The organism is Mesonia sediminis (assembly GCF_042684705.1).
Lineage (GTDB): Bacteria > Bacteroidota > Bacteroidia > Flavobacteriales > Flavobacteriaceae > Mesonia > Mesonia sediminis.
Genome location: NZ_JBHULZ010000026.1, coordinates 224704 through 238183, shown reverse-complemented (window position 1 = coordinate 238183; position 13480 = coordinate 224704). Strand labels below are relative to the sequence as shown.

Annotated in this window: 13 protein-coding genes and 1 pseudogene; 6 read left to right on the top strand and 8 right to left on the bottom strand. The window is 36.9% G+C overall.

The genetic code is table 11. From position 1 onward, the window contains the following. Positions 1-51: 51 nt before the first annotated feature. Positions 52-1674: an apolipoprotein N-acyltransferase gene (gene lnt, locus ACFSQ0_RS06790; RefSeq protein ID WP_379046015.1), complete on the bottom strand. Its 1623-nt coding sequence runs from the start codon at positions 1672-1674 to the stop codon at positions 52-54. Next, positions 1661-2734 carry a putative type IX sorting system protein PorV2 gene (locus ACFSQ0_RS06785; RefSeq protein ID WP_379046013.1) on the bottom strand — a complete coding sequence of 358 codons (1074 nt, stop codon included), beginning with the start codon at positions 2732-2734 and terminating at the stop codon, positions 1661-1663. The genes lnt and ACFSQ0_RS06785 overlap by 14 nt, the downstream gene beginning before the upstream one ends. Before the next feature lie 117 nt (positions 2735-2851). Here ACFSQ0_RS06785 and ACFSQ0_RS06780 point away from each other — a divergent pair, with 117 nt between their 5' ends. Continuing rightward, complete coding sequence (locus ACFSQ0_RS06780) at positions 2852-3598, top strand: CDP-alcohol phosphatidyltransferase family protein (protein ID WP_379046010.1); 747 nt, start codon at positions 2852-2854, stop codon at positions 3596-3598. A gap of 2 nt (positions 3599-3600) precedes the next feature. On the opposite strand, the gene lptB is transcribed toward ACFSQ0_RS06780, so the two are convergent. The 4 genes from lptB to ACFSQ0_RS06760 are packed head-to-tail and all read right to left on the bottom strand — an operon-like array spanning position 3601 to position 6512. After that, complete coding sequence (gene lptB, locus ACFSQ0_RS06775) at positions 3601-4338, bottom strand: LPS export ABC transporter ATP-binding protein (RefSeq protein WP_379046206.1); 738 nt, start codon at positions 4336-4338, stop codon at positions 3601-3603. 7 nt (positions 4339-4345) lie between these two features. Next, a complete protein-coding gene (locus ACFSQ0_RS06770; RefSeq protein ID WP_147862784.1) occupies positions 4346-4702 on the bottom strand; it encodes a carboxymuconolactone decarboxylase family protein in 357 nt (118 codons plus the stop codon). Next, complete coding sequence (gene tatC, locus ACFSQ0_RS06765; protein WP_379046006.1) at positions 4695-5546, bottom strand: twin-arginine translocase subunit TatC; 852 nt, start codon at positions 5544-5546, stop codon at positions 4695-4697. The genes ACFSQ0_RS06770 and tatC overlap by 8 nt, the downstream gene beginning before the upstream one ends. Positions 5547-5549: 3 nt before the next feature. Then, complete coding sequence (locus ACFSQ0_RS06760; protein WP_379046003.1) at positions 5550-6512, bottom strand: KpsF/GutQ family sugar-phosphate isomerase; 963 nt, start codon at positions 6510-6512, stop codon at positions 5550-5552. A gap of 85 nt (positions 6513-6597) precedes the next feature. On the opposite strand from ACFSQ0_RS06760, the gene recQ reads away from it, so the two are divergent. Beyond that, the gene (recQ, locus tag ACFSQ0_RS06755) at positions 6598-8796 is read left to right on the top strand and encodes a DNA helicase RecQ (RefSeq protein ID WP_379046203.1); all 2199 of its coding nucleotides are present in this window, start codon (positions 6598-6600) and stop codon (positions 8794-8796) included. Between the two features lie 111 nt (positions 8797-8907). Further along, a complete protein-coding gene (locus ACFSQ0_RS06750) occupies positions 8908-9837 on the top strand; it encodes a peptidylprolyl isomerase (protein WP_379046000.1) in 930 nt (309 codons plus the stop codon). A gap of 34 nt (positions 9838-9871) precedes the next feature. On the opposite strand, the gene ACFSQ0_RS06745 is transcribed toward ACFSQ0_RS06750, so the two are convergent. Then, entirely contained in the window at positions 9872-10441 is a 570-nt protein-coding gene (locus tag ACFSQ0_RS06745; RefSeq protein WP_379045997.1) for a thioredoxin family protein, read from the bottom strand. A gap of 56 nt (positions 10442-10497) precedes the next feature. On the opposite strand from ACFSQ0_RS06745, the gene ACFSQ0_RS06740 reads away from it, so the two are divergent. From ACFSQ0_RS06740 to ACFSQ0_RS06730, 3 genes and pseudogenes are all read left to right on the top strand, one after another. After that, positions 10498-10833 carry a tRNA-binding protein gene (locus ACFSQ0_RS06740; protein ID WP_379045994.1) on the top strand — a complete coding sequence of 112 codons (336 nt, stop codon included), beginning with the start codon at positions 10498-10500 and terminating at the stop codon, positions 10831-10833. Positions 10834-10953: 120 nt separating this feature from the next. Further along, positions 10954-12471: a T9SS type A sorting domain-containing protein gene (locus tag ACFSQ0_RS06735; RefSeq protein ID WP_379045991.1), complete on the top strand. Its 1518-nt coding sequence runs from the start codon at positions 10954-10956 to the stop codon at positions 12469-12471. Between the two features lie 314 nt (positions 12472-12785). Further along, positions 12786-13076: pseudogene (locus ACFSQ0_RS06730) on the top strand (FKBP-type peptidyl-prolyl cis-trans isomerase); the annotation flags it as partial. A gap of 34 nt (positions 13077-13110) precedes the next feature. Here the strand turns inward: ACFSQ0_RS06730 and ACFSQ0_RS06725 are convergent. Next, positions 13111-13480, bottom strand: a 370-nt coding sequence (locus tag ACFSQ0_RS06725; protein ID WP_379045988.1) for a thioredoxin family protein, incomplete at its 5' end; no start/stop codon positions are given.

The following is a 13480-nucleotide window of genomic DNA, read 5'->3' as shown; positions in this document are numbered from 1 at the left end:
TGTTTTTTATATTAGATGGCAATTTTAATAAAAAATAAGCTAGTAATTAACTTATTTTATTTTTTTGTCTCGTAACTTTTGACTTAAAGCCAATAGAAAGCTAAAAATAGCAAGAAATATACCTATTCTAGCGATGTAATCGCCAAAACGGGCATAAAAAGTAATTTTGTTCTCAAGCGGTAAGTTAACCAAAAGACTGCCTTGCTTTTCATACCCTAATTTTTGAGTGATTTCTCCGTTGGGTAGTATGCCGGCAGAAATACCAGTATTGGCACTGCGAACCACAGCCCTACGGTGCTCAATGGCTCGTAAGCGCGCATAACTTAAGTGCTGTTGATGGCCTTGCGTATCTTCCCACCAAGCATCATTAGTAATAATTGCCAAAATCTGTGCTTGGTTATTTACATAGCCTCCCACATATTCACCATAAACCGATTCATAACAAATAATAGGAGCTACCTTGGTTTGGTCGGTTAGCTCAAAAACGCTACGTTCGGGTTGAGTGGTTTTCATAGCTACTGTACCACCTAGGTCTATCATCACATTTCCTAGAATAGGCTTTAGCCAATCTTGGTAGGGAAAGTTCTCCACCCCAACCACTAATTTTGATTTGTGATAAAAATCATCTTCACGACCGGGAACCACTGCAATAGCCGAATTGTAGTCGTTAAACCAAAGACCAGGACGCGCAAAATTGGTTTGTTTTTCAATTTTTGCCTCATCTTTGATTAGTTTATAAAATGAAATGCCTCCAATAAAAGCGGTATTCGGGTACTTGTTTTTTAATTCTTCTACCTGTCGCTTGGCAACTGAAAAGGACCAAGAATCAATATTGGTTCCATCGGCAAAAACCGTTTCTGGGGCCAGTATTAATTGGGTGTTTGAAGTTATTTTTTCTTCTGTTAGTTTTAGTAATAAATCGCCCACTCTTTTATCGGTAGTGTTATATTTCTCTGTATACGGATTGATATTGGGCTGTAAAATTAAAGTCTCTATATATTCTTCTTTAGCTTCCGCGGAAGCGTAATCGGGAAAAATGAGATAAGAAACACCAATGGGCAAAAGCACAAAAGAAACAGCCATTGCTCGTAGTATGTTGATTCTTTTTGGTTGCGTTGCCATTAAGCTGAAAAATATTAGCAAATTAACCAACCAGACCCAAAGGGTTCCGCCAAAGGTGCCCGTGTATTCATACCATTGAATCCATTGATAATAAGTAGCAAAACCATTTCCTAAATTAAGCCAAGGCCAAGAAAATTCCCAATGCAAATGCATATACTCGAATCCAATCCAGCATCCTACCAGAAAAATATAAGCAATTCGGTTGTTGTGAGACCAGTGATGCACTTTGTGAAATAAGAAAAACACCAAACTCATAAGCAAGGAGTTAACCAATAAGGCGAACACCATCCCGAAGGCAGTAGAGTAGTAGATCCAAAAGGTGGTGATACTGTTCCACACCAGAAAAGTGGTAAAAGCATAGCCTAAAACCACACTGCTTTTTTTGTTTTCTAGAAGCAGCTGGTACTCTACCAATAATAAAGGAACAAATCCTAAAAATAATAATAAAGGAAAGCCGTAAGTAGGCCAGGCTAAAGCCAAAAGTAAACCGCTTAAAACGCAGTAAGTCAACTTTTGAAGTACTGTTTTTGGTAACAACTTATCTAAAAACACGCCAGTCAATTTTAAGTGAGAATACATTAGAGTAGAGCGCTACACTTTGATCACCAATATCGGTAAAGGCATAATCTATATGTATTCCCTTGTATTTAAAACCTAACCCGAATCCTGGCTGAAAACCAACTTTTGAACCGCCTTCAAGTTGTTCTACATTTTGAAAGTTACCTACACCGCCTCGTAAATAAACCAAGTCTAGGTAGCCTACTTGAAAGCCAAGTGCAGGACTTACACTTACCGCTTCTGTTGCTATTAAATCTTGTGTTTGTGCAAATCGCATTTGCAAATCAAGGGCTGCTTTAATGTCCCAATCGTATCGAATGCGAAAATTTTTGGCCACTCCTAATTGCAGTTTTGGTAAAGTTATTTCTGTAGTTTCTGGTAATTCTTGGTTTTGCCCTTCAACGGCATCTTGTACTTGGCTGTAGGCATCTTCATCGATACTCCAAGTATTATAGGTAGTAGTAATATCTCGTGCCATAGCACCAAACTCCCACCCGTTTTTGCCTTGAAACTGAATGCCAGCATCTAGCCCAAATCCCCAAGAATTAGCAAATTCACCTATTATGCGGTGAATCACTTTGGCATTTACACCAAAAGAAAAACCTTCGAGCGGTAAATTCTTGGCATAAGAAAACGTAAAAGCATAGTCTGCCGCCGAGAATAGGCTAATACGGTCATAATCAATTTGACCTTGATCGTCTATAAGTTGTGTAGTATTTAAAATATTATCTACACCAAAACGCAAAACGTGTATCCCAAGACTACTTTCGTCATCTATTTTTAAAGCCGATCCTAGGTAGTCATAATTGGCGATATTGGCGAAATAGTTGGCGTGCATTAGCGCAATTTCGTGATCTTCGATGCGGGTGAGTCCGGCGGGGTTCCAATATCCAGCATACACGTCGTCTGTAGTGGCGGTTACGGCGTTGGCCATTCCAAATGCAGCTGCGTTTACTCCTATGTTTAAAAATTCGTTAGAATATTTACGAGCCGTTTGTGCTTGTAAACCGATGCCTAGGAGTAGAATTAGAATATAAAGCGCCTGTTTTGTCAAGGTTTTCTTTTTTGCAAATATCTTATTTTATTTTTTATTAACTTAATTTTGTGCTTTATATTGCTTTTGCTATCGTGTACAGGCTATATTTGATTTGTTTGAAACACCTAATACCTTATGAAAAAACATATTCCTAACCTTATAACCTTACTCAACTTACTCTCAGGAAGTATAGCGGCTGTTTGCGCCTTGAATAACCAATTGTTATTAGCCGGTATTTTTATATGCCTAGGAATTTTTTTCGATTTCTTTGACGGGTTGGCTGCTAGAGCTTTAGATGTCAAAAGCGATTTGGGCTTACAACTTGATTCGCTGGCCGATATGGTAACTAGTGGTTTGGTGCCGGGTTTAATCGTGTTTCAATTGTTGGAGCAATATTTGCCTGCCAATAGTGCGATTTTATACAGTAATTGGGAGGATAAGACTTTTAATTTATCTTTTTATGCTTGGTCTTTGTTTGCTTTTTTAATACCCTTAGGTTCGGCTTATCGCTTGGCTAAATTTAATATAGACGAGCGACAAACCAGTTCTTTCATTGGTTTGCCTACGCCCGCCAACGCCTTATTAATTCTTAGTTTACCTTTTATAATTCACTACCATCCCGAATCTTGGTTAGCAACGGTTACAAAGTTGCCAGTAGTGTTGATTGGATTATGTGTTTTTAGCGCGATTATTTTAAATGCAGAAATTCCTTTGTTTGCGTTGAAGTTCAAGAACCTTAATTTTAAAGAAAACTGGTTTAGATTTCTGTTTGTTTTCGCTTGTGTATTGGGTATAGGTTTTTTCCAGTTTTTGGCCGTTCCTTGTATTATCTTGGGTTATGTGTTGTTAAGTGTTTTTGTGCGAAAATCGGCATCAGCTTAAGCTTAGAAAAGTTTTTTCTTACGCAATTCAAAATTTTGTCCTAGATACACCTTGCGAACCATTTCATCAGAGGCCAAGTCTTCAGGTTGCCCATGTTTTAATATACTACCTTCAAACATTAAATAAGTTCTATCTGTAATGGCTAGTGTCTCCTGAACGTTGTGGTCTGTTATAAGGATACCTATATTTTTATCTTTGAGTTGTGCGACAATACGCTGAATATCTTCAACGGCCACTGGATCTACCCCAGCAAAAGGTTCGTCTAGCAAGATAAATTTTGGGTCTGTGGCTAAGGCTCGAGCAATTTCTGTTCGTCGGCGTTCGCCTCCCGATAATAAATCGCCTCGGTTTTTTCTAATATGTCCTAGACTAAACTCATCTATAAGGCTCTCCATTTTATATTGACGCTCTTTTTTAGAAAGTTTGGTAAGTTGCAATACACTCATAATATTATCTTCTATGCTAAGCTTTCTAAAAACAGAGGCTTCTTGAGCCAAATAACCAATACCGTTTTGCGCGCGTTTATACATGGGGTAATTGGTAATATTTTTTTGATCTAAGAAAATGTTACCGCCATTGGGTTTAATAAGACCAACAATCATGTAGAAAGAAGTGGTTTTTCCTGCTCCGTTGGGACCTAATAGGCCTACAATTTCACCTTGTTTTACCTCTACCGAGATGCCTTTAACTACCTTTCTACCTTTATAGGATTTCATCAAGTTTTCTGCGCGCAGTTTCATCATATCGTTATTGATTTGAGTAGTGGTTTTCTAATTCTTCCCAGTATTCGTGTGCTCTTCGTAGGTGAGGTATCACGATGGTCCCACCTATAAGTGTACCAATACTTAAGGTTTCCATAATTTGATCTTTGTTTACGCCATTTTTAAAACTTGATTCTAAATGATAGCGTACGCAATCGTCACAACGCAACACTAACGAAGCTACTAGACCTAGTAGCTCTTTGGTTTTTATATCTAGAGCTCCTTCCGCGAAAGCGTTGGTGTCTAAATTAAAAATTCGTTTTAGAACTTTATTGTTTTCACCTAAGATTTTGGTGTTCATCTTGGCGCGGTACGTATTAAATTCTTCTACTTGATTACTCATTTTTTCGGATAATATTTTTCTCTTTCTTTAATTTTTTTTCTTCTTTACGGATGACATAACCCGAAATAAATATACTTATCTCGTATAAAATTAAAACCGGTATGGCCACGACTATTTGGCTAGCAATATCTGGAGGCGTTATGATGGCCGATAAAATTAAAATTCCGACCAAGGCAAATTTTCTATATTTTTTAAGTGCCTCTGGTGTAACCAAGCCTATACGGGTTAAAATGTAAATTATAATGGGTAGCTCAAAAATCACGCCACTAGCCAGTGCCGAAGCGCGAACTAATCCGAAATAACTGCTTAAGTCAATATCATTAAACACTTGCTCGCTTACTTGGTAGCTACCTAAGAAGTTTATAGATAGGGGAGAGACAATATAATAACCAAAAAGTACTCCCGTAAAGAATAAAAGGGAGGCAATAACTATAAAACCTCGTGATGCATTGCGTTCGTTGGGGTGCAAAGCCGGTGAAATAAAACGCCAAAGTTCATACAAAATATAGGGGAACCCCACAATAAAGCCGGTGGTTATCGATGTCCACATATGAGCAGAGAACTGGCCGCTCATAGTTCTACTTTGAATTCTAAACGGAATTTCGTTAAAACAAAAACTCTCATCCAAGCCAAGGCTTTGCGCCAAATTACATAAAACTTTATAGGTTATAAAATCTGCATCCTTAGGAGCAAATAGAATTCCGAAAATTAAATCCTTTAAAAAGAAAGCGATAAAGGCTACTCCTACTACTGCTATTATTGAACGAATTAAATGCCATCTCAAGGTTTCTAGATGATCTAGAAATGACATTTCTTGAGGATTTTTCTTTGTCTTTGTCGCCATACTTTAGATGATACCTTCTTTTATTAAGTTGTGCAGGTGTACAATACCTTTATAACTGCCCTTTTCTGTTGCAATTAGCTGAGAAATACCAAAGTGCTCAAGCATATTTTTAGCCTCTAAAGCTAAAGCTTGGTTGTCGATAGTTTTAGGCGCTTCGCCCATAATATCACGAGCTGTTAATTGATTGATATCTTGACTTTTTTGCAACATTCTTCTAATGTCACCATCGGTGATGATTCCTAGTATATCGCCTTTTTCAATAACTGCCGTTGCTCCTAACATTTTTTCAGAAATCTCTACAATAACATCAGAAATTTTACTGTTAGGAGCTACTTGAGGTAGATTGTTCTGGGCCGTAATATCGGCTACGCGCAAATAGAGTTTTTTTCCTAAAGCACCCCCAGGGTGGTATTTTGCAAAATCTTTACTAGAAAAACCTTTAAGATGAAGCAAGCTTACCGCAAGAGCATCGCCAATCACTAATTGAGCGGTGGTACTCGTGGTAGGGGCCAAATTATTAGGGCAAGCTTCCTGCTCAATATAGGCATTCAGAACAAAATCGGCTTGTTGACCCAAAAAAGAATCTTTGTTACCGGTGAGACCTATCAATTTGTTATTAAAATTCTTAATTAGCGGTACGAGTACCTTAATTTCGGGGGTGTTTCCACTTTTAGAAATACATATTACAACATCATCTTTTTGAATATTCCCTAAATCGCCGTGAATAGCATCGGCAGCATGCATAAAAATTGCCGGTGTGCCAGTACTGTTTAAAGTAGCTACTATTTTTTGTGCGATAATGGCACTTTTACCTATTCCTGTAATAACCACGCGCCCTTTGCTATGATAGATACAATTTACAGCTTTGGGGAAATCTTGAGTTAAAAAGTTTTCTAATTGGGCAATTGCGGCTGCCTCATTTTTAATAGTGTCTTTTGCAAAAGAAAGGATTTGAGAATCTTTCATCAATTTTTTAAATTTCGATTTGCCAATACTAAAGAAATATATATCTTTAGACTGACAAAGGTATGTAAAATTGTAACACTAAAATATCAGTTTGACAGAAATCGATTTACATCAGGAACTAAAAAAGTATTTTGGCTTTGACCAATTTAAAGGCCTGCAAGAACAAGTAATAAAAAGCATTATTAATGGTGAGCACACTTTTGTGATTATGCCTACGGGAGGTGGTAAATCTCTATGTTACCAATTACCTGCCTTGATAAAAGAAGGAACAGCAATTGTTGTCTCCCCTTTAATAGCTTTAATGAAAAATCAAGTAGATGCCATTAGAGGTATTTCTTCGGAAAAAGGAGTAGCGCACGTTTTGAACTCTTCGCTAAATAAAACCGAAGTTAAACAGGTTAAAAGCGACATTGAAAACGGTATTACAAAGTTATTATATGTGGCACCCGAATCTTTAACCAAAGAAGAGTATATTGATTTTTTGCGTTCGCAAAAAATTTCTTTTTTAGCTATAGATGAAGCACACTGTATAAGCGAATGGGGGCATGACTTTAGGCCAGAATACAGAAATTTACGCAAGATTATAAAACGTATAGGCGATGATATACCTATAATTGCTTTAACGGCAACGGCCACACCAAAGGTGCAAGAAGATATCTTGAAAAATTTAGGTATGCCAAAAGCTAATACCTTTAAAGCTTCTTTTAACCGGCCAAATTTATATTATGAAGTGCGACCCAAAACCGCTCAAGTAAGCGCAGACATTATTCGGTTTGTGCGTGAGCGCAAAGGGAAGAGCGGAATCATTTATTGCCTTTCTAGAAAAAAAGTAGAAGAACTTGCGCAAACGCTGCAAGTAAACGGTATATCGGCAGTACCTTACCATGCTGGGTTAGATAGTAAAACCCGAGCTAAACATCAAGATATGTTTTTGATGGAAGAGGTAGATGTGGTGGTGGCCACCATTGCCTTTGGTATGGGAATAGATAAACCAGATGTGCGTTTTGTAATTCATCACGACATCCCCAAAAGTATTGAAAGCTATTACCAAGAAACCGGTAGAGCTGGTCGCGACGGGGGAGAAGGGCATTGCTTAGCTTTTTACGCTTATAAAGATATAGAAAAGCTAGAAAAATTTATGAGTGGTAAACCTGTAGCCGAACAAGAAGTAGGTTTTGCTTTACTGCAAGAAGTTGTCGCTTACGCGGAAACTTCTATTTCAAGACGTAAATTTATTTTGCATTATTTTGGAGAAGCCTTTGATAGCGAGACCGGTGAAGGAGCCGATATGGATGACAACGTTCGTTTTCCCAAAACCCAAAAAGAAGCCCAAGATGAAGTGGTTCTACTTTTAAATACCGTTAAGAAAACCAAATCGATTTATAAAGCTAAAGACTTGGTTAAAACATTGGTGGGAGAAGTAAACGCTATGATCAAATCGCACAAAACAGATGAGCTTCCCATTTTTGGAAAAGGAAAGGAAAAGCCAAAATTTTATTGGATGGCTTTAATTAGACAAGTTCTGATAAAAGGCTTACTCAAAAAAGATATTGAAACCTATGGCGTTATAAAACTGACTGCAGAAGGTAAAGCTTTTTTAGAAAGTCCTAGTTCTTTTATGATGTCTGAAGATCATATTTATACCGAAGAAGAACAAAACAAAGCCGCTCAACAAAATAAAGCGGCTAGTGCAACCGATGAGCAATTGATGAAAATGCTTAAAGATTTACGAAAAAAGGTAGCGCAAAAAAAAGATGTACCTCCTTATGTGGTATTCCAAGACCCTTCGTTGGAAGATATGGCTTCAAAATATCCGATTTCTATTGAAGAGTTAGGAAACATTCATGGGGTAGGTGAAGGTAAAGCCAAAAAATTCGGTAAAGAGTTTGTAAGCCTCATACAACGTTATGTAGAAGATAATGAGATCATAAGACCCGATGATATGGTAGTAAAAACTACCGGTGCTAATAGTAGTAATAAGCTCTATTTTATACAGAATGTAGATAGAAAATTACCGCTACCCGATATTGCCAGCGCAAAAGGCTTATCGATGGATGATTTTATTAAAGAACTTGAAGCAATTGTCTATAGTGGAACCAAACTGAATATTTCTTACTGGATAGATGAAATTTTAGATGAAGATCAGCAAGAAGAATTACAAGAGTATTTTTTAGAGGCAGAAAGCGATAAAATAGACGAAGCGATGGATGAGTTTGATGGCGACTACGAAGAAGAAGAACTCAGGCTTTACCGCATCAAGTTTATGAGTGAAGTGGCTAATTAGAAATACATTATAAATGCAAAGAAGCCCAAAATTTTAAATTTTGGGTTTCTTGTTTTTTAGAAAAACCCTCAAGAAGACTTATCTTTGCACTTTAAAAAATTAAAATAAATTATGGAAAACGGAATCTATGCCAAGTTCGCAACCACTAAGGGCGAAATATTGGTAAAATTACACCACGATAAAACACCAGGGACAGTAGGAAATTTTGTAGGTCTTGCTGAAGGAAATATAAAAAACGATGCAAAAGCAAAAGGTACGCCGTATTACGACGGTCTTAAATTTCACCGTGTTATTTCCGATTTTATGATCCAAGGGGGTGATCCTAATGGTACAGGGGCTGGCGGACCAGGATATCAATTTGACGATGAAATACACCCTGATTTAAAGCATAATAAGCCAGGAATATTGTCAATGGCTAATGCAGGTCCTGGTACAAACGGAAGTCAGTTTTTTATCACACACGTTGAAACGCCTTGGCTAGATGGCAAGCATACGGTTTTTGGAGAAGTTGTAGAAGGTCAAGATATAGTTGATAGCATTGAGCAGGGTGACCAGATTGAAAAGCTAAGTATAGAACGAGTTGGAGAAGAAGCACAACAGTTTGATGCAGCTGCTAACTTCAAGAGTTTTAATGAAGAGAAAGAAAAAAGAGAAGCCGAAGCTAAGAAAAGAGAAGAGGATAAACTAAAGGCCTTAACCGAAGGTTTGAGTAAAACCGAGTCTGGTTTGCATTATACCATAACTCAAGAAGGTAAAGGACCAAAACCTAAAAAAGGTAATACCGTTTCTGTACATTACAAAGGCATGTTAGTTGATGGTACTGTATTTGATTCGTCTTTTAAACGTAACCAACCTATACAGTTTCCTGTAGGAATGGGGCACGTGATTGCAGGTTGGGACGAAGGAATTATGTTATTGAACCAAGGCGATAAAGCCAAATTTGTTATTCCTGCCCATTTAGGTTATGGAGCACAGGGAGCTGGAGGAGTAATTCCGCCTAACGCTACGTTAATTTTTGAGGTAGAACTTATCAAAGCCTAAATTTAAGTAAATCCATTATCAACAAAGTCACTCCTTACGAGTGACTTTTTTCTTTTTTCCATTTAATGCTGCAGCCTACACTAGGTTTTTGAGGTTTTGGAATGCTCCTACTATTGAATAACGCGTCTAAGACTTTACGAACATTTCTTCCGTTTACCGCAATACCATTTTGCGGTCTGGCATCGTCTAATTGGCCGTGATAAACCAATTCCGCGGAAGCGTTATAAATATAAAAATCTGGAGTACAAACGGCCTGATAGGCCCGTGCAATCGCTTGGGTTTCATCGTAAAGGTACGGGAAAGTAAAGTTGTGTTTTCGGGCAAATTGCCACATGTTATAAAAGCTGTCTTCTGGATACTGAGTAGCGTCATTACTCGATACGGCTACAAAACCAAAGCCTAATATTCTGTAATCGTTGGCAATGCGAACGAGTTCTGAAGCAACTAGCTTAACATAAGGGCAGTGATTGCTTATAAACATAACAACCGTGCCCAATTCTCCTTGTATGTCTTTAAAAGTATACAAATCTTTGGTAATGGCATCGGGTAGTAAAAAGTCGTGGTATTTTTCACCTAATTTTACAGTAGAAGATTCTCTTTTCATGGACAAGTTTTATCTAAAATTACTACATTTAGAGTTAATTTGAAAGTTAAAATAATTTGGAAACTATAGTTTGGGAGGATTTTAAAAAGATTGAAATGCGGGTGGCTACCATTATAGATGTAAAGGATTTTCCCGAGGCTAAAAAACCAGCTTATCAATTAATGTTAGATTTTGGACCAGAGCTTGGCACACGCAAAACTTCTGCACAGATTACCAAACGCTATAGCAAGGAAGAGCTGATAGGACAACAAGTGATAGCTGTGATTAATTTTCCTAAAAAGCAAATTGTCAATTTTATGAGCGAGTGTTTGGTTTTGGGGGCAGTGCAAAAAGACGATGTTGTTTTATTAAAACCCGAAACAAAAATACCTAACGGCTTGCAAATTGGCTAGTATTGTAGTTTAAAAATTATAATATGCATTCAGCAACTAAATAACGGCATTCAGCAATTTTTGATTAAATTAAACTAATCATTATCAGATTTTTGGGGTGAATATTAAAAACCTCTCTAAATGAAAAAAACATTACTCTCATTATTTTGCTTAGCTAGTGCTAGCCTTTTTGCTCAAAATGTACACATCCCAGATCCAGATTTAAAAAATGTTTTAATTAGTAATACAGGAATAAATACTAATGGAGATGGAGAAATTAGTTTTGCAGAGGCACAGGCTTTTACCGGTGTAATTTCTGCTCCTAATTTAAACATTCAAGATCTTACCGGTTTAGAGGCTTTTACAAATATTACGGAAGTATTCTTAGCTAATAATAATATTAGTTTTGCCAATTTTACTGCTAATACAGCTTTAACTAAAATTTCAATAGCCTTTAATCCATTAACAACTTTAGATGTAACAGGACTTACCAATCTTATCACATTAGGAGCAGACTACACGCAAAGTCTTGCCTCGATAGATTTAAGTACCAATGTAAATTTAGAGGCCTTAAGCTTAAATAACAATCAATTAACCTCTTTAGATGTTTCTAATAACTCCAACTTAGTTTATTTGTCGGCTGGGCTTAATCAATTAACAACGATAGATTTAAGTAATAATCCAGCTATTGAAATGTTAAACTTGCACATAAATAATTTGAGCAGTTTAGATTTAAGCAATCAAACAAATTTAACTGTGTTTGCTATATATTCTAATAATTTAACTGCTTCTAGCTTAACCTTACCCAATACATCAATCGTTACCATTGCTTATTTGAGTGATAACCCATTAGGAAGTATAGATGTAAGTAGTTTTACTAATTTAGAAAAATTAAAAGTAAACAATACCAATCTTAGCACAATAGATCTTTCTAGCAATACCGTTTTAGAAGAATTAGAGGCAAATACTAATAATTTTACTTCTATAGATCTTTCTTCATTAGCTCAGCTTACAAGTTTAAAATTAGTAGAAAATGATCTTACCAGTATAGACTTATCTAACAACCCGGTACTTTCACAATTGTATATAGGAGATAACGATTTAACTTCTTTAGATGTTACAAATAATCCAAACATATATCACTTAGAGCTACAAGATAATCTTTTCTCTAGTATAGATGTTTCGATGCTACCATCTTTAAACACTCTTTATGTTTCAGATAACGCTAACTTACAAATTATAAATATGGCTAACGCCAATAATACTTCAATTTATCAATTTAATGCAACCAATTGTCCTAATCTTTCTTGTGTGCAATTAGATAATGGGTTTACGCCTCCTGCAAGTAGCCCTGGTACTTCTTGGACTATAGACTCAGATAAAGACCCTAACACCATTTATGGTTATACTACTTGTACTTTAGGGATTGAGCAAAATATTTTAGATACCATTTCTATCTACCCAAACCCCTCGGCAGGTAGCGTAAATCTAAATGGAATAGATCAAGTTGATGAAATAAGCGTTTTTTCTATGGCCGGTAAAAAGGTGCATACCACTAAAGAATTAAAGATGAATTTGAATCACCTGTCAGCTGGTGTTTACTTTATTCAAGTAAAAGCAAATCAGCAAAATAAAACTTTTAAATTCATTAAAAACTAATCCAATCTATTTGCAGTGCATTCAGCTTAACCAGCTGGGTGCACGCTCTTTAAATTCATTTTAAGCTATGAGACTTATATTACAATGCTTATTCTTATTAGGCGGCAGTACAACTTTTCAGGCTCAGTTTTTTAAAAAAATGAAAAAAACTTATGAAGTGTTGCTTTAATCGCTTTTGCAGCATTGGCAAGCTGCTCGTCTGATGATGATGCAAATACAAATGCAGATGAAAGCCTGTATGTAAAATTTAACGATGTTTCGTTTAAACAGGCGCTGGTCGACAACCCGGCTGTCAACATACCATTACTCAAGAAGGTAAAGGACCAAAACCCAAAAAAGGTAATACCGTTTCTGTACATTACAAAGGCATGTTAGCTGATGGTACTGTATTTGATTCGTCTTTTAAACGTAACCAACCTATACAGTTTCCTGTAGGAATGGGGCACGTGATTGCAGGCTGGGACGAAGGAATTATGTTATTGAACCAAGGCGATAAAGCCAAATTTGTTATTCCTGCCCATTTAGGTTATGGAGCACAGGGAGCTGGAGGAGTAATTCCGCCTAACGCTACGTTAATTTTTGAGGTAGAACTTATCAAAGCCTAAATTTAAGTAAATCCATTATCAACAAAGTCACTCCTTACGAGTGACTTTTTTCTTTTTTCCATTTAATGCTGCAGCCTACACTAGGTTTTTGAGGTTTTGGAATGCTCCTACTATTGAATAACGCATCCAAGACTTCACGAACACTTCTTCCGTTTACCGCGATACCATTTTGCGGTCTCGCATCGTCTAATTGGCCGTGATAAACCAATTCCGCGGAAGCGTTATAAATATAAAAATCTGGCGTACATGCGACCTGATAGGTCCGGGCAACCGCTTGGGTTTCATCGTAAAGGTACGGGAAAGTAAAGTTGTGTTTTCGGGCAAATTGCCACATGTTATAAAAGCTGTCTTCTGGATATTGAGTAGCATCATTACTCGATACGGCTACAAAACCAAAGCCTAAA